The following is a 26,579-nucleotide window of genomic DNA, read 5'->3' as shown; positions in this document are numbered from 1 at the left end:
TAACTATATTCTTGAGAGGAATAAAATCTATGACTACCATATTCGAAGATAATAATTTATGTGTATTTTTAAAGGAAATAAATGGGAAAAGTGAAGTATGGCTAATAGTAAAAAATCACTCGACTCCGCTTAATTATTTTGATTCTATATGTAGAGATTTTCCTAGAATCAAAATATCTAATTTTATTTCCTTAAAAAAAGCTTTTGATGAACCGAATGTAAGCGTTTGCATTGGCGAGTATAAACCAAAGTATTTGGTTAGTGCTTCAAAGGATGAAATGTATGCCTACATAGATATAAATATGACTCAGAGCGAAATTGAAAGTTGTAATATAAATATAATTAAAACTGAAATTATTAAAGCACTCAATGAAGCTGGAATTAATGAGGGAATAGATTTGGATGAGATTTCAGAGGATATGGAGTCGTTTGCTAGATTAACCGTTGCAAAAGGGATAGAACCAGTAAGTGGAAAAGATGCAAAAATAACTTACTTCCAGCTGAGTGAAAAAAAACCTACGATCAAAAGCGATGGTAAAGTAGATAACTATGAAATGAATTTAATAGATAAAATTGAAAGAGGAGGCTGGCTAGGTGAAAAGACATTACCTACTTTAGGTCAGCCAGGAAAGACAGTGTTTGGGAAAACAGTAATAGCAAAGCCAGGAAGGGATTATATGCTGAAATTCGATGCTAAATCAGTAGATGAGGTAGTTGAAGAAGGGAAAATAATTCTTGCTGCTAAATTTGACGGAGCTGTAAAGTTTGAACACGGGAAAATTGGAGTGCATAATCACTTAGTTATTGATGAAAATGTAGGTTATTCTACTGGAAACATAGATTTTGACGGATATGTTACAATCCATGGAGTAGTTGAGGATTTATTTTCAGTAAGAGCGACTAAGGATATTTTCATAAAAGGAAAAATGGGAATAGGAGCAGTGGGAACAATACACTCCATTAATGGAGATATATCTATTTTAGGAGGAGTAAATGGAAAGAAAAAGGCTAAACTCATAGCAGGTAGAAATGTATATGTCAAATATGTTAATGAAGCTGAAATAGAGGCAAAAGGGGAAATAAACATAGGTTTATATGCTTATGAAAGCATATTAAAAGGAGACAAAGTGATTTTATCTCCAGATAAAGGTAAGGTAGTAGGAGGAGAAATACAAGCTAAACATCTAGTATCTGCAAATACCTTTGGAAACTCTATGGAAAAGGCTACTAAAATTCAAGTTAAAGGATTTGACAGAAATAAAGTAAACGAAGAGCTCGATGTAATAAAGGTAAATTTCAATGAGACCATAGCAAAAGCAAATAGATTAAAAAGAGAGCTTGAAATTCTTGAACTGAACCAGGAGAATTTATCTGAAAAAGATGAGTTTACCTATAAAGGAATGCTTTTAACTTATGAAAATCTAATTGATGAAATCAATAAACTAAATTATGATTTCAAAAAACTAGAAGAATTTTTAAGAACTAAGGGAGAAGGCGAAGTCAAGATTCTTGGCAGTGCATATCCTAAAACAGTACTAGATATTAAGAATCTTCAAAAGGTCATAAATAAGACTATGTCAGGATCTTTTTATGTAAAGGATAATAGTCTTCACTTAACACAAACATAAAGGAGTAATATATGGATACATGCATAAGACAAAATAAATGCATCTATAATATGGAAAAAATTCTAACTTCAGTAGACTATTTTTCTCAGTTTCTGAGCTTAGAACAGATACTATCTTATGGCTATGAATTTTTCCACGACACCTTGGGATTAAAAGCATCTGCTATATATTATTTGGATGATGATACTTATAAACTAGTGAGTAAAATAGGTTATGATTATGATATAAAATTAAAAGAGCATAAAAAAAACGATAAGATAAATAATATAGCCACTTTATACGGAAGAATATTATATGAGAATTTTCAAAAGTATTTTGATGAGGATTTTGTAGATTATTTTGATCCAGAACTGATTATTCCTCTTATTGTTAAGGATAAACTATACGGTTTTATAATATCTGATGGCTTTTCCTATGATAACAATCCTTACTCCAGTATTCTTAGTATGGAGTATCTTGAGGGTATGAAAACTTTATTAAATATGGCTCTTTCCAATACTCTCTTATACAGGGATTATAAGAAATTAGCAAGAAATATAGATAAAGAATTATTCCAGCAATTCTCTATCAATCAAACTACCAAAATACTTTTAGCAGAAACAGACATAGAAAAGCTTTATAGTTTATGCATAGATGTAGTTCGTGAGCTCACCTCTAGCAGTGTGACAGCTCTAATACTGTACGATTCTATTCGAAATAAATTTATAGTAAAGGGATACAGTGATATCATAAATTTTCAGAATTATTATAATGAATATGAGCTTTTATCAAACTCTATTGATATTCAAAAAACTGTATTTGATTTAGATAAGGACATGGATGAACTAAAAAGTATATTCAAAAATTCTGATGCATTAAAAAATCTTACAGCAAAGTATGTAGTACTGATAGGTAAAAGTCCTGTAATGGGTTTTATAACAGTTGGAGAACCAGTCAGTGGATCAGTTTATGATGACTCTACTTTGAATCAAATAGAAAATGTTGGAAAAACTGTTTATCTTGCTTTAAAAAATGCAAATTATATTGCTGAAATAAAGCAAAAAGAAAAAGAAACAGCACTGCAACTTAAAAACATAAAAAAGCTAAATTCTATGATTAGAAATATAAATTCCTGTTTGGAATTAGAGGAATTAATGGAAATAACCCTAAAGACCTTAGCAGTTGGATATAAAGTAAAGCAAGCAGCAATTGTATTAAAAGACTATAATGGTTTTTTACTTAAATCAATTGGATATAAATCTAGTGAACTAAGTATTAAGCCACATATATTTAGTGAAAGTTACGATGAAGTATTTTATAGTCAAAATACCGGTAGCATGGAAGATTTTATTAATATAAGCATAGAAGATGCTATAGAGTCAAACTGCATGATTTTGCTTCCAATAAAATCAGATTATATAGGAATGGAGGATGATTCTGTATTAGGCTACTTAGTGATAACTAAATTGGATGGAATTATGGAAGAAAGTCATATTGTAATATTTGAAACTTTAGCTAGTAGTATAACTCCTGTAATAAAGCAATTTCTTGAATTAAGAAGATTTAAAATTAAGGATTAATTATTATAAAAAATAAATTATATTTAAAAAGATATTCTAATTTTGGATATCTTTTTTTGTACTTTTGATGTATAAATAGTATAATAATATTATTATGCATATAATTAATGTTAATATAAATAAATCTTTTAGGAGAGTTTTGATGAAAAAAAGGGGATACAATAAACATAATATAAATCACTTTAAAGTAATGGTATTGCCTCTTATGATTACTGCTATAGCCATCTTTGTTGGAAACATATTGACCTATGTTTACAATAATATCATGATAGCTTTTTTCGTAAGTATCCTTGCAATAGTAACATTTTTATGGAGCCAAAATAAAAATATAATAATGCCTATAAAAAGACTTGAGCATGGTATTAATAAGATAGATTTAAGCAATAATTTATCTTATAGGCTTCCAATACATAGAAAAGATGTTTTTTATAGTATTTCACTTGCAATAAATGCTATCTTAAACAAAACAGAAGAATTATTTCATAAGATAAAAGATAATGAAGAAGCATTAATGAGCTCCAATGATGAGATTATGGCTGCGTACGAGCAACTTAGAGCATCTCAAATTGAGCTTGAAACTAAATACTCTGAAATTGAGCAATATAGTCAGGAGCTAGAAAAATTAAAAAGTCATATAGAACATATGGCTTATAATGATGAGCTTACTAATCTTCCAAATAGAAGAAGTTTTATGGAAAAATTAAGCAGTGAACTCGAATCTAAAAAGGAAGGCGCAATTATTTTTCTTGATATAGATAATTTTAAAGCCATAAACGATACTCTAGGACATGTACATGGAGATGAGCTCCTTAATAGAGTTGCGTATAGATTAAAGCTACTACTTGGAGCGAATGCCTTTATATCTAGATTTGGAGGAGACGAGTTTTTAATCTTAATAAGTGATATTGATAAAGAATCAGTAGAAAACCTTGCGAATTCTATACATGATATCTTTGATGAATCATTTTTGCTAAACAATAATAAAATCAATGTGGATTTTAGCATGGGGATAACTTTTTATCCAAAGGATAGCTCAGATATAAATCAGCTTATAATGAATGCAGATACAGCTATGTATCAAGTGAAAGCATCTGGCAGAAATCACTTTAAATTCTTTGATTTAGAAATGATTGAGTCTATAAAAGAAAAAGTAAAAATTGAAACAAAAATTAGAGAAGCTCTTAAAAATGATGGATTTGTCCTTCATTATCAGCCTCAAATTAAAGTAGATGCGCTTTCAATTTATGGCTTTGAGGCTTTGCTTAGATTTAAAAATGACACCTTATCCCCTGCTGTGTTTATACCTATAGCAGAAGAATCAGGACTTATAATTGAAGTTGGTAGATGGGTGACAAATGAAGCTATTTTGCAGTTATACGATTGGAAAGAAAGACATATTAATCTAAAACCTATATCTATTAACTTGTCAACAAAACAAATCATGGACAAAGGCTACATAGAATTTCTTAGGGCAGGTCTTGAAAAATATGCGATACCTCCTGAATTTATAGAAATTGAAATTACGGAAAGCATCTTGCTTGAAAAAACTGAAAAAACAATTGAATTTCTAAATGAATTAAAGCAAGTAGGTGTAAAAATAGCTCTGGACGACTTTGGAACAGGGTACTCATCTCTTAGCTATTTGACTTTCATACCTGTGGATAAAATTAAATTAGATAAATCACTAAGTGATAAATTTCTAGAGCTTACAAATATTAAAGTTATGGATAGTTTGATTTCGCTAGCACATAGTCTTGAGCTGGAGGTAATTGCAGAAGGTATTGAAGATTTGGAGCAATATAGAAGACTTAGAGTAGGAAAATGTGATTACATTCAGGGTTATCTTTTTGGAAAACCAATAGAAGTAAATGAAGCGGATAAAATTTATGATTCAAACTTATCATATGTAATAGCATAGCTTATGCTATTACATATTTTTTAGGATTATTAAAATTACAAAAGGCTTAAGGGGGAAAATGCCATGTCAGTTCAAAGTGTAAGAGAATTTTTTAAAAGTAATAATCTAGATTATAAGATATATGAACTTGAGGAGAGTACTGCTACTGTTGAATTAGCAGCGAAAGCTCATAACGTAGAGCCGGCGATGATTGCTAAGAGTATGGCTCTTAGGTTGAAGGAAAGATACATAATTATTGTCACAGCAGGAGATGCAAAGCTAGATAATAAGAAATTTAAAGATGAATTTAAAGAAAAAATTCAGTTTTTAAAAGGTGACGAGGTACCAGAGATAACAGGTCATCCAGTTGGAGGAGTTTGTCCTTTTGGGCTTAAAGAGAATTTTGATGTTTACTTAGATGAATCATTAAAACGTTTTGATTTTGTATTCCCAGCTGCAGGCTCTGCAAATACCTCAATAAAAATTGCTCCAGATAATCTTAAAGATATAACAAATGCAGCTTGGATATCAGTTTCAAAATAATTTTGAATAATTTCTTGACGTTTTATATAGCTTTATGTTACTATTTTAAAAATACCTAAGAATTTTAAATAAAAATTGAATACGTACAATACTTTAAAGAGGCTGCGGTTAGTCAAGAGTACTTTAATTAGGAAAGGGGCAACCGCCGAAGCATAAGCTAGACATAGCTGTGCTGGGACTATGTTTAATAGACATAGTACTGTTATTATGAGATTGCCCAATCTCATAATATTGCGCTTTATAGTGTTGGGGCAAAAGGGAACTTTTATATTTCTGTGCGCATATATATAATAGTCGTGAGCCTTTTGCTCACGGCTATTTTTTTATACGAAATTAAGTTAGGTGTTAATATCTTTAGTATTTAAGTCTGATATTGATATTGTTAAAACTTACTTTTGAGAGGATGATATGTATGAGTATTTTTACAGGAAGTGCAGTAGCATTAGTTACCCCATTTATTAACAATCAGGTTGATTATAAAGCATTAGAAAAATTAATAGAATGGCATCTAGAAGCTAAAACAGATGCTATAGTAGTTTGTGGAACTACAGGAGAATCATGTACACTTTCAAAAGATGAGAAAAAAGATGTGATAGCATTTACCATAAAAAAAGTATCAGGAAGAGTACCAGTAATAGCAGGAACTGGAGGCAACAATACCCAAGAAGCAATAGAGATGAGCTTATTTGCAGAAGGGATAGGAGCTGATGCCTTATTGCTTGTGACTCCTTACTACAATAAAACTACTCAAAGAGGTCTAGTTGCACACTACTTTGCAATAGCTGATCAAGTTAATATACCGATAATTTTATACAATGTACCATCTAGAACAGGCCTAAACATTCAGCCGGAGACTGTAAAAGAGCTAGCCACTCATAAAAATATAGTTGCAATCAAAGAAGCAAGTGGGGATTTAAGTCAGATAGCAAAAATTGCTAGACTTTGCCCTGCTGGATTTGACATTTACTCTGGAAATGACGACCAAATACTTCCAGTATTATCACTTGGGGGAGCAGGTGTGATATCAGTAGTTGCAAACATACTTCCAGATGAAACACACCAAATATGTGAATTATACTTTAATGGAATGACTAATGCTGCGACTAAGCTTCAGCTTGATATGCTAGATATAATCAATGCACTTTTTATTGAAACAAATCCAATTCCTGTAAAAGCAGCGCTAGAAATTATGGGGAAAATAAATGGAGAGCTTAGACTTCCACTTATTCCAATAAGTGATAGCAATAGAGAGCTATTAATTGAAAGCATTAAAAAATTTAATCAGTCTATGGGGGTGAGCGCTTGATTAACATAGGTATTTCGGGAATAAATGGAAGTATGGGTCAAATTATATACAAAAAAATAGTTGAAGATGATATGTTTAATCTAGTAATGGGAATAGACGCTAGACCAGAGCTTTATGAAAATAAATGTAGAGTTTTTGAAAAACCAGCTGATTCAGATATATATCCTGATTTAATTATTGATTTTTCTCACCACTCATGTCTAGATGAACTATTATTATTTGCAAAGGAGCATGGGATTAGTCTTGTTCTTGCAACTACAGGCTACGATGCAGCTCAAATTGAAAAAATACACAGCTATAGCTCAGATATTGCCATTTTATACTCTGCAAATATGTCTTTTGGAATAAATTTATTAAAGACAATTTTAGAAAAATATTCAAGATTACTAGATGAGCGAAGCTATGATATTGAAATAATTGAAAAGCATCACAATAAGAAAGTAGATGCACCTAGTGGTACTGCATATATTTTAGCTGATGCAGTAAATTCTAGTATATCCACCCCAAAAAACTTTGTAAATGGAAGACAAGGAAGAACCAATCCTAGGACGACAAATGAAATAGGGATACATGCAGTTAGAGGAGGAAACATCTTTGGTGAGCATGAAGTTATATTTGCAGGAAGCAGTGACATTATTGAAATAAAGCACACAGCACTTTCTAAGGATTTGTTTGCAGATGGAGCTATTGATGCTGCAAAATGGCTTTATGGGAAAGAAAAAGGAATGTACTGCATGCAAGATATGTTTGAAATTTAAAAATTAAAAACAAAAATATATGGTTTTATACGTAGACCATAAATTACGTAAATAATAAAAAGGAGATTATGATAATTAATTTATCATAAAAAACATTATGACTAACGAAACTAAACTAACAGATGCATATGAAATTGCTAGATTTATAAAGGAAGCTAAGAAAACCACTCCGGTAAAGCTATATGTTAAGGGAGACCTAAATTATGAAGCTATTAATGAATTAATGGTTTTTGGAGAAGGAAAATCGAGAATTTTATTTGGAGAAGCTGATGAAATAAATAAATTCTTGGAGCTAAATAAAAATCAGATTGAGTTTTATTATATAGAAAATGATAGAAGAAATTCCGCTATTCCTATGTCAGACTATACAAAATTTGATGCGAGAATTGAGCCAGGAGCAGTAATTAGAGATAGAGTATCTATAGGGAAAAATGCCGTTATAATGATGGGAGCAGTAATAAATATTGGAGCAGAAATTGGCGATGAAACAATGATAGATATGAATGCTGTAGTTGGAGCTAGAGGAACAATAGGAAAAAGATCTCATATAGGAGCGGGAGCGGTTATTGCTGGTGTACTAGAACCACCTAGTAAAACACCAGTTATAGTGGGAGATGACGTTCTAGTTGGAGCAAATGCAGTAGTGCTAGAGGGTGTAGTAATTGGAAATAACAGTGTAGTTGCTGCTGGAGCTGTAGTTACTGAAGATGTCCCAGAAAATACAGTTGTTGCAGGTTCACCTGCGAGAGTTATTAAGCTTAAGGATGATAAAACTAAAGAAAAGACTCAAATATTAGATGACTTAAGAAAATAAAAAATGCTTAAATTTATAAAAATCCTGATTTTAAATTCTACTAAATAAAATCAGGATTTTTATTATGAATACAATAGGGTTTCTAGGTGTCAATTAAAAATCTTTGATTGTATTAAGTTGGAACTGTTCTTAATTTGCTTTAAAGCAAATTTGTTGTTTTTGAATAAAACTGATATAATAAAAATTATAAGTTTAAAAAAATTATAAAAGATATGGTGCCCTTGATGGGTTAAAAGGGAAAGTGGTTAAATTCCACTGCAGCCCCCGCTACTGTATATGGGAACGAAATTCGATTAAGCCATTGGGAAACTGAGAAGGCCGAAGATTAGGATGAACCATGAGCCAGGAAACCTGCCTTATCTTATTATTATTACTATCTTCGGAGGGAGGATTGAAGTATTTATGTCGACACTTTCCTTTAAGGGTAAGTGTATTTTTATGCAAGGATACAAGCAGATTTAATAATTATATTTACGAAGGGGATATAAAAATGACATTTAATAAAAAAACCTTAGTAAGGACATTGATTTTATTTATGATAGCTTTGTTAAGCTTTACGGGTTGTCAGGCACCAGCCCAGACTGAAGAGGAGGAAAATATACAAACGAATACAGCGTCTAAGCTCTATCCACTTGAAATTACTGATTCTATGGGAAGAAAAGTTACTATAGAAAATGAACCTCAAAGGATAATATCCATAGCACCAAATATCACAGAGACTATTTATGCGCTTGGTATGGAAGCTAAGTTAGTAGCCAGGACGGATTATTGTGATTACCCTGAGCAGGTTTTAGAAAAGGAATCAATAGGGAGCCTGAGAGAGCCTAACATAGAAAAAATATTGGAGCTTGACCCTGATTTAATAATTGCATCTACTCATTTTGATCCAGATGTCTTAAAAAAATTAGAAGATTCAGGACTTACGGTAGCAGTTCTATATGGAGAAGAGAGCTTTGAAGGGGTATATGACACAATTTTAAAAACAGGAAGGCTATTAAATGCAGATGAAAATGCAAATGCCGTAGTAGCGGATATGCAAGCAAAGGTAAAGAAAGTTAAGGAGGCAGTTGAAAATCAGCCTAAACCAAAGGCATATTACGTAGTTTCTTATGGCGAAGGTGGAGACTATACAGCAACAGGTGAGACTTTTATTTCTCAGATTATTGATATGGCTGGTGGAGAAAACATAGCAAATGATGCCACAGGATGGAAATATAATCTCGAGGCACTCGTAGAAAAAGATCCAGATATAGTGATTTGTTCAAAATACTTTGAAGCAAAAGCAGGAATAAAATCAGCAAATGGATATAATGAGCTAACAGCAGTTAAAGAGGGCAGGTTATTTGAAATTGATAATAATATGCTAGATAGACAAGGACCTAGACTTGCTGATGGATTAGAGGAATTAGCAAAGATACTTCATCCTGACAAATTCTAATAATGACGAAATGAGGAAGGCTATGAGCTTTACAGAGAAAAAATCATTCTACAAATTAATGTTTATAATTTTGACAATAATGTTGATGTTAGGGATAGTGATATCTAGTATGACTGGAGTAGCAGATATTTCTATAGATAAAGCAGTGAGAATTCTATTGTCAAAGCTACCTCTTGTAGATGATTTAATCTCGCTTGATGATATTAAAAGAAATCAAATAACTATTATTTGGCAGATAAGACTTCCTAGAATAATCCTAGCAGCTTTTGTGGGAATGGGGCTGTCGGTATCAGGAGCAGCATTTCAGGGTATGTTCAAAAATCCAATGGCAGACCCATATGTGCTGGGGATATCATCTGGAGCAGCGCTAGGAGCTGCTATTGCAATGATATTTGGTTTAGGAGTAGGGGCTATAGGCATAGGAGGTGTTACTCTCTTTGCGTTTATAGGAGCTATTCTTACAGTAAGCCTTGTATATCTGATTGCAAAAACTGGAACGAAAATACCTGCAAGTACCTTGCTTCTTGCAGGTATATCAATAAATTACTTATTTTCAGCAGCAATATCGCTTTTGATGCTCTTCAATCATGCGCAGATTGAAAAAATAGTATTCTGGCTTATGGGAAGTGTTTCTGCAGCAAGCTGGAATCAAGTTTACATCTTAGTTCCCATTGTCGTTTTAGGAACTATAGGAATAGGTATTTTTTCAAGAGATTTAAATATAATGTTACTTGGAGAAGACTCAGCAAATAGCTTGGGAGTAGAGGTTGAAAGAGTAAAAAAAATTTTGCTTTTTATATCATCTATGATAGTTGCTTCGGCAGTTTCAGTAAGTGGTATAATTGGGTTTGTGGGTCTTATTGTTCCTCACACTATAAGATTGCTTATAGGCCCAGATAATAGAGTACTCATACCCTTTTCAGCTATTGGAGGAGCGATTTTTATGATATTAGCAGATACCATGGCTAGAGTTGCAATACCACCTACAGAGCTTCCAGTAGGATCAATCACTTCGTTGTTCGGAGCGCCGTATTTTATTTATTTACTTGTTAAAACAAAAAAGAAGGTGGCATGACCATATGTCTATTAAATTTGAAAGTCATATAAAGGTAAAAAACTTAGATTGGAGCTACGGAGCTCAAGTAGTTCTAACTGATGTGAGTGTTAATATTGAAAAAGGGAAGTTTTATACCATATTAGGGCCCAATGGCTCAGGGAAAACAACCTTAGCAAAAATAATAACTAAAACTATGGATACTCCGAAAAATAAGGTTTTTTTATTAAGTGAAGACATTACAAAATTGACAAATAAGCAAACTGCTCGTAAAATTGCAACTGTACCTCAAAATACAATTATAGATTTTGATTTTTCTGTTATGGATATTGTGCTTATGGGAAGAGCTCCTTATCTTAGAAGATTTCAGTCTGAATCTAGCCTAGATTTTGAACTAGCTAAGGATGCAATGCTAAAGACAAATACATGGCATCTAAGAGATAAGAAAATCGATCAGATAAGTGGTGGAGAAAGACAGAGAGTTATTATTGCAAGGGCGATTACTCAAGATACTGAAGTTTTAATCCTCGATGAACCTATTTCAAATATAGATATTCATCACCAAATTCAGCTTCTTGAAGTTTTGAAAAAATTAAATAAAGAAAAAAATACAACAATAATTACTATACTTCATGATTTAAACCTTGCTGTGCAGTATAGTGATGAGATTTTCCTTTTGTCGGATGGAAAGCTGGTAACTCATGGTAATCCACAAGCTGTTTTGACAAAGGAAATAATAGATGAGGTGTATAATATAGAAGTAGATATGGTGGTTCATCCTAGCACAGGAAAACCATATATTATACCAGTATTTAATGAGCTTCAAAAAACAGGAAGCTAAGAAAGGGTAAGTATGCGATTAAATAATTATATAAGCTCTTCAGGACTTTGCTCTAGAAGAAAGGCAGATGAACTAATTAAAAATAATAAAGTAAAAGTAAATTCGAAAATCGCTGATTTAGGATATCAGGTCAGTGAAGGTGATATAGTTGAGGTGGACGGGACCATAATTAAACCTAAAGAGGATAAGGTTTATATTGCACTATATAAACCAGTAGGTATTACCTGTACTACAGAAGGACATATTGAAGGTAATATTGTCGACTATGTGAATTATAAAGAGAGAATTTTTCCAATAGGAAGACTTGATAAGGATTCCGAGGGACTTATTCTTTTAACTAATGATGGAGATATAGTTAATCGTATATTAAGAGAAGAAAATCATCATGAAAAAGAATATATAGTAACAGTAGATAAGCCTTTAGATAGCAAGACTTTAAAACAAATGAGCCAAGGAGTAAGAATATATAATCCTGTAAAAAACACTTATACAACTACTAAACCATGTAAAATCCATAAGATAAGTGAAAAAAGCTTTAAAATAGTTTTATCACAGGGCTTAAATAGACAAATAAGGCGTATGTGTCAGCATTTTGGCTATAAGGTTAGAAAGCTAAAGCGTGTGAGAATATTAAATATCACTCTTGATGGATTATCCTATGGGAAGTGGAGATTTTTAACTCAAGCAGAAGTGGCTAGCTTAAAGACAAAAACAGATATCTAGCTCCAGTTGCATAGACGGAGTTAAATATCTGTTTTATTTTTTTAAAAAATACTTAGATTTAGTTCATTGGAAAGATATTCTAAAACTTTTTTTCCTGCCATGCTGTTTCCGTGAGAATCTAGGGCTGGACCTATAACAGCTATGCCCATGTTTTGAGGAGCCACTGCCATTATGCATCCACCTACACCACTTTTTGAAGGAAGTCCAACCTCAACAGAAAATTGTCCCGAGGAATCGTAAAGTCCGCAGGTAGTCATTATGGCTTTTACTATTCTGCATATTTCTATGCTCATCAATCTTTCGTTTGACCATGGAGTGATGCCGTTATTTGCTACCACGCTAGCCATTTTTGCAACGTCTAGGGCAGTTACTTCAATAGAACAAAGCTTAAAATATGTATCTAGGACATCCTCAACATCCTTTTCAATCAGACCAGCACCTTTTAAGTAATAGGCTATGGCTCTATTGGTATTTCCTGTTAGCTTTTCTGACCGATATACGGATTGATTTATATCTATAGCTGGGTTGTCTGCCATAATTTTAATCATGTTGTGGATTCTATTAAATTTCTCAATGCCGTTATCCCCCTGAACCATCGAGGTACATACAATAGCACCAGCATTTATAAAAGGATTAAGTGGTTTATGAGATTCTCTAGTTTCTAATTTTACCATAGAGTTAAACGGATCTGCTGATGGCTCCATTCCAACACTAGAAAAAACAGTTTCTTTTCCTTTATCTATGAGAGCACAAATTAAGGTCACTACTTTAGAAACACTTTGGATAGTGAATTTAGTATGTGAATCTCCAGCACAAAGCGTTGTATTGTCAATATTGTAAATACAGACACCTAAAGCATCCGGATTTTCTTTAGCAAGCTCAGGTATGTATGAAGCGACAGCGCCATGGGCAGTCCAATGTCTGTTATTGTCAATAGCCTCTTGAAGTATCTTTTGCATATTGTCTCCTCCTGTGGTATAAATCTAAAAGTTTAACACACTAAATACATTATAACGGTTTTTATCATATTTATGAAAACATTTTCCTTGATTTTGAAATATTATAGAAAAATTGCAAATTATTTCTAGAAGTATTATATAATATTGCTATAGAAATTGTTAATTTTAGGAGGTTTAGATGTGAATTTTAATATAAAAAAAGTATTATCCGTAGTTATGATGATTGTATACATTTTTTCCTTTGTAGCTTGTAGCCCATTTCAAACAGAAGAATATAAAGATTCAGATATCCCACAAATAAACGAAAGTGAAGAAAGCTTAGATGATTTAGAAAATCAATCAAATGAAGTATATGAAACTTCAAATTCATCTAATGCCGAGATAGATGAACAGGGTTATTACACAAGTAAAGCTGAGGTTGCACTATTTATTCATACTTACAATAAGCTTCCAAGAAATTATATAACTAAAAAAGATGCAGTTAGCATGGGATGGGAAGCCAGTGAAGGGAATCTATGGGATGTGACAGATAAAATGAGCATTGGAGGAGATAGATTTGGAAATAGAGAAGGTAAGCTACCTAAAAAATCAGGCAGGGAGTACTTTGAATGTGATATAAATTATAAAGGGGGATTTAGAGGACCAGAAAGATTAGTATATTCAAATGATGGGTTAATATATTACACAAAGGATCATTATGATAGCTTTGAATTGCTTTACAAAGAGGAGTGATTATGATAAAAGTAGTTTTAGATGGAAAAGATATGAAAAATAAAGACTATGTACATCTTTATATAAAGCATCAATTGGATAACAACGAATACTATGGAAATAATTTAGATGCTCTTTGGGATGTTCTTATGAGCTATAGTTCAAAGATTGAAATTAGGCTCATTAATAAGGAAAGCCTGATAGCTAATTTAGAAGACTATGGACATGCTCTTATAGATGTGTTTGAAGATGCATCAAAAGAAAATAAGAATGTTATATTTGAAATTCATAACACTCGTGAGGAGAAGCTATAATGAACTACAACCTAAAAATAATTCATAAAGAAGAATATCAGACATCCTCTTGGTTAGGAGGAACTACTACGCAAATGTTGATTTTTCCCGAGCATTCTAGCTACGCTGTGAGAGATTTTGCATTTAGAATTAGCTCAGCTACTGTGGATTTAGATAAATCAGAATTCACAGAGCTTAAAGGGATTAATAGGTATATAACTCCACTAGATAATATTCTAAGGCTTACACATAATAATAAAGATTTTATAGATTTGCAGCCTTTTGAGGTTTATAATTTCTCTGGAGCTATTCCTACTACAAGCTATGGAAAAGCCAAGGATTTTAACCTTATGCTAAGTGAAAAAGCTTCAGGGAATCTTAAATCAGTAAAAATAGACAAAGTGTATACTATGACTTTATTTAAGGAGACCTTGGAAGCTGGATTTGAAAATAGGTTTGAAATATTAATATCTCCATTTCATGATTTAAATATTAAGCTAGAGGATAGAGATATAACTTTATCAAAAATGGATTTGTTACTTGTAAATGCAAATAAACCAAATGCAAGCTTAGATATTGAAATTAACTGTGAAGAAGTAGCAGAAATTTTACTTTGTAGTATTAGTACAACCTGATAGTTTAACCAATTTTTGGGTATTATTATACAAAATAATACAGGGAGGGAATTTTATGAGTTTTATGGATAAAATGGCTCAGACGCTTAACAAGGTTGGGGAAAAAACATCGGAAGTTGCAAACACTACAAAAACAAAAATGGATATTGCAAAGGTTAAATCCAATGTTGACGAAAAGTATAAACTACTTGGAGAGCTTGTTTATACAGCATTAAAAGAAAATAAAACAGTTGACGAGCAGGTTCAGGCTTATATAAATGAAATTGATATACTAAAAGCAGAAATAGCAAATTTAGAATCACAATTAGGAGAATAAGACTGGAGGAATTCATATGAAAATTAAGACAAAAGATCAAGTATTATCACTTTATAAGTCAAGGTATCCTGCACTGGATAAATTTTTTCTGCAGCATCTAGGAGAAGAATATGATAGGTATGCAGACAAAATTTCAGCCATGAAATCAATCGAGGAGTTTGATGAGTTCTTCGATTCCGAGGTGGAACGAAATGAACAACTATATAGGGACAATGCCAATATAGAAGGGATAGAATCATCATTGTCAGATCAATACATGGCTGTTATGGCTGCTTACGGCATAATAATGTTTTTTAGGGATAATATTTTAGCAGATGAGTAAATATTTTCTACTGATTTTTCTATAGTTTTAAGATTCCAAATTAAACGATTACTTTCGCTTCCAGAATAATCAATATGGTTATTCTGGAAGTTTTTGTTTTCTAAATTCAAATTATTAAAATCAATGGTGCTTAGACTTACTATTACGTTATCTATAGAGCTTAATATTTTTTCACTGTGAATATCGAGGAAAGGATCCTCTTTATAGGCAAAATAAATATCGTAGGATAAATGGTTTATCTTTTTTAAGTCATCAATTATTGTTGAAATAGTAATAAGCTCATCTTTTTGGACGGCTTTGTAGGGAAGTGCTGATTCACTAAGCATAGTTTTGATGTTTGAATTCACTAATTCCACATCATTAAAAATGCTTTGATACAAGATATTTGAATTTTCATTAGAAATATCTGTGCATAAAAGTTGATTTTTTATATGAGTAAGGCCTTTTAAGGTTTGAAGCTTAACAAATTCCAATCGCTTGTGACCAATTTTTTTGTAATAAAAAAATGAAAATAAATAATTATAAAATATTGCTATTGCTACACCTAAGCTAAGGGCTGCGATTCTCAATCTAAAGGTGAGCCAGATGCTAGGCTCTGCAGCTGCATTTAGCTGTACAAACTGAGTCATATAAATACAAGTGAATATAGCTACGGGAGAAACCATTCTCCAGTTTATTTTAAGAGATACATATAATGTAAGTGCCATTCCTAGAGCTATAGTGTATACATTGATACCAAATAGCAAAATCAATATTCCAGTGCAAGCTGCTCCTAAAGTAGAAGCTAAAAGCTGATTAATTCCCCCTTTTATTCCAGATACATTAACAGGCTCGAGATTGTACATAACTCCTAAAAGAACGGATATCATATCCAGATTTGCTATAGGCATTTTTGAGCCTATGATATACCCAGTGGCAATTGCAACCATAGACTTTACAATATAGAGTTTAGAATCAAGAAGCATTGCTTCTTTATTAAATCCTAAAATATTCGAAATACTTTTCATTTTTGCCTCCACTATTAATTATAAAAACTTAGCCCCTAGAGAGGCTAAGTTTTATGTGTGTATTACAAAATACTACAAAGATTAAAGAAGGACTAAATAGCTAAATCATCGATTTTAGCGGCCATAATAAAGTCGTTTATACTAAGACCGTGGATTTTGTGAGTCAGAAGTATTACCTTCACTTTGCCCCAGCTTAGCTCTATATCAGGATGATGCCCTTCAGCTTCAGCAACTTCTCCAACCTTATTTACAAAATTAAGGGCAGACATAAAATCCTTGAATCTAAATGTTCTAATAATCTTTGTATTGTTATCAAGACTCCAGTCAGGATGGATAGCCTTCATTAATTCAAATAATTCATTTCCGTGAAGAGGTATAGTGCCAGTACTGCAAGCTTCACATTTTTTAGAAGACAAGTTATTGTTTTCGTTCATTTAAACCATCCTTTCATTTAACAGTATTAATTAAAATTATACCAGAAAATTAATTATAAATATGCTTTTTGCTTAAACATTAATGGTTAAATTGCAAAAATAAAAAAATACTTTGATTATCAAACTAAAATAGTTTAAAATAAATATGTATACTTTGATTATCAAAATATTTTAAAAGGAGAGATTACCATTAATAGTTTAAAGCCGATAAAATTAGGTGACCGCATAGCAAAGCTTCCAATAATACAAGGAGCAATGGGTGTTGGAGTGTCACTATCTTCACTTGCATCAGCAGTAGCACGTGAAGGTGCTATAGGAGTTATTTCAGGAGTTCAGATAGGCTATGATGAGCCAGATTTTTTATCAAATAACAATGAAGCAAATGTAAGAGCTTTAAAGAAGCATATAAAAAGAGCTAAAGAGCTTTGTGGCGATGGAATACTAGGAGTAAATCTATTAACAGCAATGAAAAACTATAAAGAAATGGTTGCGGCTGCAGTAGAAATGAAAATAGATTTAATAATTTCAGGAGCTGGACTTCCATTAGATTTACCTGCTTTAGTAGAAGGCTCACAGACAAAAATTGTACCGATAGTGTCATCAGGAAAAGCAGCAGCTCTTATATCTAAGGTATGGGACAAAAAATATAAAAGAATACCTGATATGGTTATAGTTGAAGGACCAGAAGCTGGGGGGCATTTAGGCTTTTCGAAGGAAGAACTGGCAAAAAATGAATTTAAACCGCTTGAAGAGCTAGTGACTGAAGTAATAGAAGCGATGAAACCATTTGAAGAAAAATATAAAATTCAGGTTCCAGTGATTGCTGCTGGTGGAATATACTCAGGAGAGGACATTGCAAAGTTTATTAAGCTAGGAGCGAGCGGTGTTCAAATGGCAACTAGATTTGTTGCAACTGAAGAATGTGATGCTCATATAAATTTTAAAAATTCATATGTAGATGCAAAAAAAGAAGATATAAGATTGGTACAAAGCCCTGTAGGGATGCCAGGAAGAGCTGTAGATAATGAGTTTACTAAAAAGCTAGACAAAGGCAATATTCCTGTAAAGCGTTGCTATGATTGCCTTATCCCTTGTAACCCAGCTACTACTCCATACTGCATTTCTCAAGCTCTTATCCAATCAGTGACAGGCGATATGGAAAATGGACTTGTTTTTGCGGGGACGAATGCTTATAAAATAGATAAAATAACTACAGTCAAGGATTTGATAAATGAGCTTTGCGAGGAAGCAAACAGTTATTTATAGAGAGTAATTACTCTTCTGTCTTGATAAGTTTAATTCATTGATGTATTCTTAAAATGATATTTTAGTATTATGTTCTTTTTAATATAGATACTCAGGAGGATATAACTTATGAAAGCAGAAATAATTGCTGTAGGTACAGAGCTTTTAATGGGAGAAATTTTAAATAGCAATTCTAGGGATATTGCAAGAGAGCTATATAATTTAGGGATAGATGTCTATCATCAATCTGTTGTAGGGGACAATCTAAACAGAGTATCAAAAGAACTTGAGACAGCTTTTGAAAGAGCTGATTTAGTTATAACTACAGGAGGGCTTGGACCTACAAGAGATGATCTTACAAAGGAAGCAGCAGCTCATTTTTTAAAAAGAGATATGATACTTGATGAAGCGTCAATAAAGCATCTTGAGGATTTTTTTGGCTCAAGAGGGCTTCCTTTAAATGAAGGCAACAAAAGACAGGCTTATTTTCCAGAAGGAGCTAAGATAATTCCAAATGAAAATGGAACAGCTCCAGCTTGCATTATAGAATTTGATGAAAAGGTTCTAGTCATACTACCTGGTCCACCAAGAGAAGTAATACCTTTGATGGAAAAATATATTATTCCATATCTAGAAAAAAGAACTGGCAAAGTATTTATTTCGGATATCATTAATATTTCAGGTATAGGCGAAGGGCATATGGAAGAAAAAATTATGGATATCATAGAAGCCCAGGAAAATCCAACTGTGGCTCCATATGCAAAAGAGCACGGACTTACACTTAGAGTTACAGCTAGTGCCAGAACTGAGCAGGAAGCGAAATCATTGCTAGAGCCTGTAGTAAAGAAAATATGCGATAGACTGGGTATGGATGTATACGCTATTGGAGATACGACTTTGGAAGCAGTTGTAGCATCTTTATTAATAGAGCAAAATTTATCTATATCAGTAGCTGAATCTTGTAGTGGAGGTCTGCTTGCAGGAAGACTTATAAATTATCCTGGAATATCCAAAGTATTTAAAGAAGGCTTTATAACTTACTCAAATGAATCGAAAATAAATACCTTGGGTGTTGATTATAAAATTTTATCCAAATATGGAGCTGTAAGCGAAGAAGTTGCAAAGCAAATGGCAAAGGGTGCTGCAGATAGAGCAAAGAGTGATGTTGCTTTATCTATTACTGGAATAGCTGGTCCAGATGGAGGGACAGATGAAAAACCAGTAGGGCTTGTTTATATAGGCCTGTACTTGCTTGGAGAAGTTAAGGTGATGAAGATGGACTCTTGGGGCTCTAGAGATAATGTTAGAAGAAGAGCAGTTTCTCAGGCACTAGATATGCTAAGAAGAGAGCTACAAATTAGAGCTTCAAAATAAATTAAAAAAGGGACTGTGAAAAATTTAGTACTTATCTGTACTATTTTTTTACAGTCCTTTTTTTGTTAACGAGAATAACTGTGCAGTTGCTTTCGCTTTTAGTTTGAAAAATATATGCCTATATATTTTTTGCTCGAGTCCCTATTATATTACGTTCTTTCTTTGGATAGGCTGTAGGATTTGGGTTATTTCCATGCCTATTCTATAAAAAGCTTCATGAGTAGAGCCACCTAAATGAGGAGTTACAGAAACATTAGGATGATTGCAGATTCTTTCATTAGGATGTGGTTCGTTTAGAAATACGTCAATAGCAGCTCCTTTGATATAATCGTTATCTAAAGCTGTAAGAAGAGCATTTTCATCGATTACTCCTCCTCTAGCTGCATTTATGATATAAGCACTTGGCTTCATCAAAATAAATTCTTCCTCTTTTATAAGAGGCTCAGGTAAATATGGTGTGTGTATAGAAATAAAGTCAGCTTTTGGAAGCAAGTCTTTTAAATCATGATAGGTTCCAGGCACATCGATATTTCCAAAATCATATAAATCGTTGTAGATAATATTCATTCCAAGAGCATCAGCTTTTTTTGCTAGGCATTTACCAATTCTTCCAAATCCTATTATGCCAAGAGTTTTACCTTTAATTTCAGTTCCCAAATATGCTGCCTTATTCCACTGTCCATTTCTAAGGCTTACAATTGATTTATTAATATTTCTAGCAAGGACTAGAAGATGTCCAAGGGCTAATTCTGCCACAGAGTCAGTGCTGGCATTAGGAGTGTTATAAACCTCAATCCTGAGCTGATTTGCATAATCCATATCTATATTATCTGTTCCTACTCCTGCTCGAACAACCATTTTAAGAAGTCCGTTATGGCCCTTTGCGAGTAGTTTTCTATCAACTCTTGTATGAGATTTTACAATCAAAACGTCTATAGTTTGAATTATATCCATAAGTGCATCGTAATCGTATTTCTGATTTATAATTTCATAACCAAAACCCTTAAGTATATCTATAGCATCTGCTTGAAGACCTTCATTTATTAATATTCTCATTTTATTTTCCTCCTGTATATATCAATTAAATTAATTTATCAATGGTTTCTAAATAAGCCTTTAGTTCTTCTATAGTGGTATCTGCCATATGTGCGATTCTAAAAGTCTTATCCTTTAGCTTGCCGTATCCATTTGAAAATACGTAGCCTTGATCTTTTAGTTTTGAAGATAGCATTTTTAAATCAGTTTCTCTAGAATTCACCACTGCTGTCACTGTATCGGAATAGTTATTGTCATTTACAAGGAGCTTATATCTATCTCTTGCCCAGTCTCTGGTAATATCAGCTAGTAGCTTATGTCTTTGAAATCTATTTTCTTTTTTCTCTATGTTAATTATTTTGTTTAATTTATAATCCAAGGCATACATATGTGATAGTGAAGGCGTAGCTGGATATTGGTAGTCCTTGTTTATTGTATACTCATACAAAGTGAGCAAATCGAGATAATATCCTCTGTTTTCAACATACTTAGTACGGTTTATTGCTTTATCTGATAGACTGCAGATAGAAAGTCCCGGAGGAAGCCCGAGGCATTTTTGTGTAGAGGTGACGCAAAAATCTATTTTACAAGAATCTACGTCTATATCTACTCCACCAGTTGAGCTAACTGTATCTACAGCAAAGATTATATCGCTATATTTTTTCATGACATTGGAGATATCAATAAGTGGATTTTCTACACCGGTAGAAGTTTCGTTGTGAGTTATAGCAGCAAAATCATAACAGCCCTTTTTTAGTATGCTGTCAATAAACTCTGCTTTGTTGCTATACCCTTCTTCTACTTCGTAAATATCAGCTTCTTTTCCGTTAGCTATTGCCATTTCATACCATCTTTTTCCAAAAGCTCCTAAGGAAAAGAACACTCCTTTTTTTAGTATAAGACTTTTTACAGCTGCCTCCATAAGTCCACTCCCTGAAGATGTGGACAGCAGTATAGAGTTTTTTGTATTCCACAGAATCTGCATATTTTCTGATATAGATTGTTGGAGACAGGAGGCTGATTTACTCCTGTGACTTATCATTGGGCTGGACATAACTTTTAATACATCTTCTTCTACATTTACTGGTCCTGGAATAAATAACCTCATGCTCTACCTCCTTAATAAATTCATTAACGCTAATTAAAATACTTATTATAACTAAGCTAATTTTACAATCTGGATTTTGGATATTAAAAAAGACTCCGTCCCACAAAAGGGACGAAGTCTAAACTCCGCGTTGCCACCCAAATTAACCGCTATCATTGATAGCTGTTCACTTTGACACCTTTAACGCAGGCTTACGGTTCTGATTACTTGGATTTCCTCAGAACAGCTCAGAAATGGATTCCATAAAATTTCTCACTGATTCGCACCAAACATCAGCTCTCTGAACAGAAATTATAATGTACTATTTTTCTTCATAGCTTTTCTTGTTTATTTAATGTCAGATTGTACATGTAATAAAATAATAAGTCAATAAAATAATTTTATATTTTTATAAAAATTATTTTATTGCGAGCACTACATGGTTCGAGTTAGCACTTGATAAATCTGTTTTGCTTATCTCAGTGAGCTGATTGGACTATTATTCAAATAGCTCATCCATCAAATCTTCGATTGCTTGTTTTTTATTTTTAGTTTCTTCTATGCATAGATTTATTTTGTCATCTAGTAGTTCTATTACATCACCAGTAGAGATATTTTTTGGCAAGTCACTGATATTTATATCTATAAACTCATTGTTTTCAAGCTCTATAACGGCAATATCTCCTTCAAATCTATCTATTATTCCTTTCATAATCAGCCTCCTATTTATATTTTCTATAAGTGTAAGACCCTGGCTCTGTATTTGCAGTTATTGTTTTTCCATCTGTCCTAAAAATAATATCTCCTTGTTCATCCGTTCTGTATAAAGGGATACTGCTTGTTTCAAGTAAGTCTAGGACTTCCTTGTGAGGATGAGAGTATTTATTTTTATATCCACAAGATACTATAGCGGCAGAGGGCATAACAGCGTTTAATAATTCGGGACTTGTAGATGAATGACTTCCATGGTGTCCAAGCTTTACAACATCTGACTTAAGACTGTAGTCAGATGCTAGCATATCATATTCGTTTTTATATTCGGCATCACCCATAAATAAAAAAGATGCTTGATTATAGTCGAGTTTTACTACTATGGAATAGAGATTGTTATCACTTCCATAATCCTTTGATTTTATAGGAGATAAAATTTTAAGCTTTATATTTTCATCATAATCTAGCTCTCTATCAGCATAACCTTCTTTTATGGATAAATTTTTTGACTTAGCAGCAAGCAAAACAGATTCAAATGTATTTGTGGTATGGCTTTTTCTTGGAAGATAAAATTCTCCTATTTCAAAAGCCTCTATCACATCATCTAGACCACCTATGTGGTCAGCATCTGGATGAGTACCGATTAGTATGTCAATTTTGGATATGCCTTTTCTTTTTAAGTACGAGATGACTTCACTTCCTTTGCTGTTGTCTCCGGCATCGATGAGCATAGTCCTACCATTTGGAGAAATTATCAAGGTACTATCACCTTGGTCTACATCTATAAAATGAACTTGAAGTCTTGTATCCTTTTCTAAAATATCACAAGCTGAGAAAATAATAGAAGAAGCCATCAGGGCAAATATTAATAACACATTTAGAGAAAATTTTTTAAGTTTATTTTTATTGAAATTCATTTATGTCTCCTTTGATTTAACTAATTATTATAATTTTAATTATAACATAATCCATAAGGAAGGTATTTGATTAGAAAGAAGGTTATTGGTGTATAATTTTTCTTAGGGAGTGTTACATCGGTTACATACTGAAATGGTATGTTATAATATAATATTATGATTAAAGTTTTTTGAGGAGGAGATTACAATCAATAAATTGGAAGATGAATGTAAACTTAAGCCCATAGGAATAAATTCTAAGGACGAGCTTGAAGAGTATTTTAATAAGGTGAGATATGAAGCCTGTGAATATAGCTTCATGACTATTTATATGTGGCAGCATGTATTTAATACGAGCTATATGATAGAAGATGGCTATCTTAATATATTTGGACGAGTAAATGACAGTTATTTTGCTATCCAGCCTATAACTGAGCCTGAAAATTATCAAAAAGCCTTTGAGGCTATAGAAGGCTGCTTTAATGGATTGGAACAAAAATTAATTCTTAGAGCTGTTACTAAGCCATGGGTTGAATATTTATCTCAAAAATATCCTGATAGATTTGAGATAATTGAGGAGAGAGATTCTCATGATTATTTTTATGAAGCAGAAAAATTAAGGACATTATCAGGAAGAAAATATCACTCTAAGAAAAATCACTACAATAGTTTTTTAAAGGAATATGGAGATAGATTTGAGTATAGAAGATTAGGCTGCAAGGACTTTCCAGAAGCAATTGCTTTGATGGAAAGATGGGCTGAGGATAAGGAAAAGGACCAGCACTTAGTTGGGGAAAGACTTGCAGTAGAAAAGGTATTTAAAAATTATCCTAAGCTTACAGAAACCAAAGTCGGTGGAATTTATATAGATAATAATTTAGAGGCTTTTACTTTTGGCGAATTACTTAACCCTGATACTGTTGTTGTGCATGTAGAAAAAGCTAATCCTGAAATAAGAGGACTTTATACTGCTATCAATAAATTGTTTTTAGAAAATGAATTTCCAGATGTTGAATTTGTGAACCGTGAAGAGGATTTAGGCTTAGAGGGCTTGAGACAAGCCAAATTATCCTACAAGCCTATTAAGCTAGTGGAAAAGTACACTCTGATTGAAAAATAGGAGGGCTTTATGTCAGAAATAAGATATGCTTTGTATGACGATCTTAAAGAAATAAGAAATTTATGGGAATATTCATTTTCAGATGAGGAGAGCTTTGTAAATTATTACTTTGATAAAAGATACAATCCAGGGTGTAATTTGATTGCTAAGGAAACTGAATTACTTGCATCTCTTCAAAGAAATCCATATAAAATAAATATTAGTAAGGATTCCCAAAATACGGCCTATGTGGTAGGGATAAGTGTATATCCAGAACATAGGGGCAAAAAACTAACAACAAAGCTTTTAAATAAAGCTTTGGAGGAGGCCTATAACCTAGGAGAGAAGATATCACTATTGATGCCTATAGATACTGCTATTTATAGACGATATGGCTATGAAAACTGCTTTAGTTTATATAGCTTTGAGGTTAATCTATCTGATATTGAGTATAAAAATAACAAATCTGTAAATCTTGAAAGAATCACAAAGATGACAGATGAGCTTGCGGACTTGCTTATAGAAATTTATCTAGAGAAGGCAAAAAATTGGGATATTTATTTGGAAAGAGATAGAAATCATTATTACACTTACTTTGAAGAAATTAAAGTTGAAGCAGGAGAGATTTTTTTAGCAAAAAATAATGCTAATGAGCCTATAGGGTATATGGTTTTTTATCCAAAAATGGAACCATCTAAGGGTTATGTAAGAGAACTGTTTTACCTGGATTCTAGTGCTTTGGATTCATTTATGACGCTTATGGCTAGTCACAAGACTCAGCTTGATAGTGTTACTATACAGCAACCTATAGATTCTCAGCTTATGTATTATTTCGGATTTAACAATAAAATATCTGTAAGTCTAAAGCCTTTTATGATGGCTAGGATAGTAGATGTAAAATACGTACTTGAAAAATTAGCTAAAGATATGATTTTAGATTTAAGCATAAGGATTAATGACGGTATTTTGAGTCAAAACAATCAGGTATTTCATATTAAAAATGGCTCAGTAGCAATTTCTGATAATAAAGCTGATGCAATAATGGATATAGGAACCCTAACTCAACTTTATATGGGAACTGTATCAGTTTCGGCAGCTTATGATTTAGGAAAAATTGAAGCTGAAAATATTAATTTGGCTCAACTTAATAGACTATTTTCTTATAAAATTTCATATGTGAATGAATATATCTAATTTTGTAACGATACACTATTTATTGATACTGAATTAAGATTTATGTAGAATATAAGTAAGGAGGGGAAACTTATGAATAAAACTCATAAATTAGTTACCTATAGCTTACTTATAGCACTTGTTTGTGTGGGTACAATGTTTATCAAAATACACGTACCTGCAACCAACGGTTATGTTAATATAGGGGATGCATTTATTATTATTTCTTCACTTATGTTTGGACCTGTAGCAGGAATGATTGCAGGTGGCATAGGCTCTGCGATGGCGGATTTATTATCTGGATATGCACATTTTGCTGTATTTACACTTATAGTAAAAGGTATAGAAGGATATATCATAGGTTGGTTATTCGTTAAATTTGGAGGAACTAAGCTAGCTGGAATGTACAGCTCGTTAGCAGGTGTTGCATTTATGGTATTAGGTTATTTTATGGTTGAAACAGTTATGTATTCAAGCTATAAAGTTGCACTTCAGAGTATTGCATTTAACGGAGTCCAAGCGTTGGCTTCATTTATTATAGGGTATCCAGTATTTTCCTATATATCTAAAAATGTAAGACTTAAATTCAATGTATAATCACAGCTACTAAATAATTAATTTTAATATTAAATATAGCTATTAACGACCACATTATCCTTTTGGAGATGTGGTTTTTTGTGAATAAAATAATTGACTGAATATAAAAAATACTTCATCATAT

The 26,579-nt window shown here is 32.5% G+C and carries 28 protein-coding genes, 2 riboswitches and 1 other annotated feature; of the genes, 21 read left to right on the top strand and 7 right to left on the bottom strand.

All coding sequences use genetic code 11. From position 1 onward, the window contains the following. The first annotated feature begins 29 nt into the window (after positions 1-29). From B5X47_RS01905 to B5X47_RS01855, 11 genes are all read left to right on the top strand, one after another. Positions 30-1,628, top strand: coding sequence for a DUF342 domain-containing protein (locus tag B5X47_RS01905; RefSeq protein ID WP_079588532.1), 1,599 nt, complete (start codon positions 30-32; stop codon positions 1,626-1,628). 11 nt (positions 1,629-1,639) lie between these two features. Continuing rightward, positions 1,640-3,187: a hypothetical protein gene (locus B5X47_RS01900; RefSeq protein ID WP_079588531.1), complete on the top strand. Its 1,548-nt coding sequence runs from the start codon at positions 1,640-1,642 to the stop codon at positions 3,185-3,187. Positions 3,188-3,329: 142 nt separating this feature from the next. Next, positions 3,330-5,105 (top strand): EAL domain-containing protein, encoded by a 1,776-nt coding sequence (locus B5X47_RS01895; protein WP_079588530.1) that lies wholly within the window; start codon positions 3,330-3,332, stop codon positions 5,103-5,105. 63 nt (positions 5,106-5,168) lie between these two features. Next, the gene (locus tag B5X47_RS01890) at positions 5,169-5,627 is read left to right on the top strand and encodes a YbaK/EbsC family protein (protein ID WP_079588529.1); all 459 of its coding nucleotides are present in this window, start codon (positions 5,169-5,171) and stop codon (positions 5,625-5,627) included. A gap of 88 nt (positions 5,628-5,715) precedes the next feature. Continuing rightward, positions 5,716-5,874: riboswitch (Lysine riboswitch) on the top strand. 165 nt (positions 5,875-6,039) lie between these two features. Further along, positions 6,040-6,933 carry a 4-hydroxy-tetrahydrodipicolinate synthase gene (gene dapA / locus B5X47_RS01885; protein WP_079588528.1) on the top strand — a complete coding sequence of 298 codons (894 nt, stop codon included), beginning with the start codon at positions 6,040-6,042 and terminating at the stop codon, positions 6,931-6,933. After that, a complete protein-coding gene (dapB, locus tag B5X47_RS01880; protein WP_079588527.1) occupies positions 6,930-7,691 on the top strand; it encodes a 4-hydroxy-tetrahydrodipicolinate reductase in 762 nt (253 codons plus the stop codon). Before dapA ends, dapB begins: the two co-directional genes overlap by 4 nt. Positions 7,692-7,788: 97 nt before the next feature. Further along, the gene (gene dapD / locus B5X47_RS01875) at positions 7,789-8,505 is read left to right on the top strand and encodes a 2,3,4,5-tetrahydropyridine-2,6-dicarboxylate N-acetyltransferase (RefSeq protein ID WP_079588526.1); all 717 of its coding nucleotides are present in this window, start codon (positions 7,789-7,791) and stop codon (positions 8,503-8,505) included. A gap of 196 nt (positions 8,506-8,701) precedes the next feature. Beyond that, positions 8,702-8,878: riboswitch (cobalamin riboswitch) on the top strand. Positions 8,879-8,995: 117 nt separating this feature from the next. Next, the gene (locus B5X47_RS01870) at positions 8,996-9,943 is read left to right on the top strand and encodes an ABC transporter substrate-binding protein (RefSeq protein WP_079588525.1); all 948 of its coding nucleotides are present in this window, start codon (positions 8,996-8,998) and stop codon (positions 9,941-9,943) included. Between the two features lie 22 nt (positions 9,944-9,965). Next, positions 9,966-11,018 (top strand): FecCD family ABC transporter permease, encoded by a 1,053-nt coding sequence (locus B5X47_RS01865; protein ID WP_079588524.1) that lies wholly within the window; start codon positions 9,966-9,968, stop codon positions 11,016-11,018. A 4-nt stretch (positions 11,019-11,022) separates the two neighbouring features. Then, complete coding sequence (locus B5X47_RS01860; RefSeq protein ID WP_079588523.1) at positions 11,023-11,838, top strand: ABC transporter ATP-binding protein; 816 nt, start codon at positions 11,023-11,025, stop codon at positions 11,836-11,838. Between the two features lie 12 nt (positions 11,839-11,850). Beyond that, on the top strand, positions 11,851-12,561 hold the full coding sequence (locus tag B5X47_RS01855; protein WP_079588522.1) for a pseudouridine synthase: 711 nt from the start codon (positions 11,851-11,853) through the stop codon (positions 12,559-12,561). 41 nt (positions 12,562-12,602) lie between these two features. Here the strand turns inward: B5X47_RS01855 and glsA are convergent, their stop codons facing one another. Then, on the bottom strand, positions 12,603-13,520 hold the full coding sequence (gene glsA / locus B5X47_RS01850) for a glutaminase A (protein ID WP_079588521.1): 918 nt from the start codon (positions 13,518-13,520) through the stop codon (positions 12,603-12,605). A gap of 180 nt (positions 13,521-13,700) precedes the next feature. On the opposite strand from glsA, the gene B5X47_RS01845 reads away from it, so the two are divergent. Genes B5X47_RS01845 through B5X47_RS01825 form a run of 5 tightly spaced genes read left to right on the top strand, consistent with a single transcriptional unit; the run spans position 13,701 to position 15,797 of the window. Next, positions 13,701-14,252 (top strand): ribonuclease domain-containing protein, encoded by a 552-nt coding sequence (locus tag B5X47_RS01845; RefSeq protein ID WP_079588520.1) that lies wholly within the window; start codon positions 13,701-13,703, stop codon positions 14,250-14,252. Positions 14,253-14,254: 2 nt separating this feature from the next. Beyond that, the gene (locus B5X47_RS01840) at positions 14,255-14,545 is read left to right on the top strand and encodes a barstar family protein (protein ID WP_079588519.1); all 291 of its coding nucleotides are present in this window, start codon (positions 14,255-14,257) and stop codon (positions 14,543-14,545) included. Then, positions 14,545-15,159 (top strand): HutD family protein, encoded by a 615-nt coding sequence (locus B5X47_RS01835; protein WP_079588518.1) that lies wholly within the window; start codon positions 14,545-14,547, stop codon positions 15,157-15,159. The genes B5X47_RS01840 and B5X47_RS01835 overlap by 1 nt, the downstream gene beginning before the upstream one ends. Positions 15,160-15,214: 55 nt before the next feature. Then, positions 15,215-15,475, top strand: a complete 261-nt coding sequence (locus B5X47_RS01830) for a hypothetical protein (protein ID WP_079588517.1) — start codon at positions 15,215-15,217, stop codon at positions 15,473-15,475. Between the two features lie 16 nt (positions 15,476-15,491). Further along, entirely contained in the window at positions 15,492-15,797 is a 306-nt protein-coding gene (locus B5X47_RS01825) for a hypothetical protein (protein WP_079588516.1), read from the top strand. On the opposite strand, the gene B5X47_RS01820 is transcribed toward B5X47_RS01825, so the two are convergent. Both B5X47_RS01820 and B5X47_RS01815 read right to left on the bottom strand, forming a co-directional pair. Beyond that, on the bottom strand, positions 15,749-16,804 hold the full coding sequence (locus B5X47_RS01820; RefSeq protein ID WP_079588515.1) for an aromatic acid exporter family protein: 1,056 nt from the start codon (positions 16,802-16,804) through the stop codon (positions 15,749-15,751). The genes B5X47_RS01825 and B5X47_RS01820 overlap by 49 nt on opposite strands. A 92-nt stretch (positions 16,805-16,896) precedes the next feature. Beyond that, on the bottom strand, positions 16,897-17,238 hold the full coding sequence (locus B5X47_RS01815; RefSeq protein ID WP_079588514.1) for a 4a-hydroxytetrahydrobiopterin dehydratase: 342 nt from the start codon (positions 17,236-17,238) through the stop codon (positions 16,897-16,899). A 243-nt stretch (positions 17,239-17,481) separates the two neighbouring features. Between B5X47_RS01815 and B5X47_RS01810 the strand changes: the two genes are divergently transcribed. Both B5X47_RS01810 and B5X47_RS01805 read left to right on the top strand, forming a co-directional pair. Continuing rightward, positions 17,482-18,504 carry an NAD(P)H-dependent flavin oxidoreductase gene (locus tag B5X47_RS01810; protein WP_408605641.1) on the top strand — a complete coding sequence of 341 codons (1,023 nt, stop codon included), beginning with the start codon at positions 17,482-17,484 and terminating at the stop codon, positions 18,502-18,504. Between the two features lie 108 nt (positions 18,505-18,612). Further along, on the top strand, positions 18,613-19,857 hold the full coding sequence (locus tag B5X47_RS01805; protein ID WP_079588512.1) for a competence/damage-inducible protein A: 1,245 nt from the start codon (positions 18,613-18,615) through the stop codon (positions 19,855-19,857). A 144-nt stretch (positions 19,858-20,001) separates the two neighbouring features. Here the strand turns inward: B5X47_RS01805 and B5X47_RS01800 are convergent, their stop codons facing one another. From B5X47_RS01800 to B5X47_RS01785, 4 genes are all read right to left on the bottom strand, one after another. Continuing rightward, positions 20,002-20,913, bottom strand: coding sequence for an NAD(P)-dependent oxidoreductase (locus B5X47_RS01800; RefSeq protein WP_079588511.1), 912 nt, complete (start codon positions 20,911-20,913; stop codon positions 20,002-20,004). Between the two features lie 25 nt (positions 20,914-20,938). Then, positions 20,939-22,000 carry a pyridoxal-phosphate-dependent aminotransferase family protein gene (locus tag B5X47_RS01795; protein WP_079588510.1) on the bottom strand — a complete coding sequence of 354 codons (1,062 nt, stop codon included), beginning with the start codon at positions 21,998-22,000 and terminating at the stop codon, positions 20,939-20,941. 104 nt (positions 22,001-22,104) lie between these two features. After that, positions 22,105-22,324 (bottom strand) — a binding site (T-box leader). 154 nt (positions 22,325-22,478) lie between these two features. Next, positions 22,479-22,691, bottom strand: coding sequence for a DUF3006 domain-containing protein (locus B5X47_RS01790; RefSeq protein WP_079588509.1), 213 nt, complete (start codon positions 22,689-22,691; stop codon positions 22,479-22,481). Positions 22,692-22,701: 10 nt separating this feature from the next. Then, entirely contained in the window at positions 22,702-23,607 is a 906-nt protein-coding gene (locus B5X47_RS01785; protein WP_079588508.1) for a ComEC/Rec2 family competence protein, read from the bottom strand. Between the two features lie 196 nt (positions 23,608-23,803). Here B5X47_RS01785 and B5X47_RS01780 point away from each other — a divergent pair, with 196 nt between their 5' ends. The 3 genes from B5X47_RS01780 to B5X47_RS01770 all read left to right on the top strand — a co-directional run bounded on the left by B5X47_RS01780 (position 23,804) and on the right by B5X47_RS01770 (position 26,455). After that, on the top strand, positions 23,804-24,706 hold the full coding sequence (locus B5X47_RS01780; protein WP_079588507.1) for a DUF2156 domain-containing protein: 903 nt from the start codon (positions 23,804-23,806) through the stop codon (positions 24,704-24,706). 9 nt (positions 24,707-24,715) lie between these two features. Further along, the gene (locus tag B5X47_RS01775; RefSeq protein ID WP_079588506.1) at positions 24,716-25,879 is read left to right on the top strand and encodes a GNAT family N-acetyltransferase; all 1,164 of its coding nucleotides are present in this window, start codon (positions 24,716-24,718) and stop codon (positions 25,877-25,879) included. Positions 25,880-25,951: 72 nt separating this feature from the next. Continuing rightward, the gene (locus B5X47_RS01770) at positions 25,952-26,455 is read left to right on the top strand and encodes an ECF transporter S component (RefSeq protein WP_079588505.1); all 504 of its coding nucleotides are present in this window, start codon (positions 25,952-25,954) and stop codon (positions 26,453-26,455) included. Positions 26,456-26,579 lie beyond the last annotated feature (124 nt).

This window comes from Acetoanaerobium noterae (genome assembly GCF_900168025.1).
Taxonomy (GTDB): Bacteria; Bacillota; Clostridia; order Peptostreptococcales; family Filifactoraceae; genus Acetoanaerobium; species Acetoanaerobium noterae.
The sequence above is the reverse complement of the archived record's forward strand: the minus strand, read 5'-3'. Positions and strand labels throughout refer to the sequence as shown.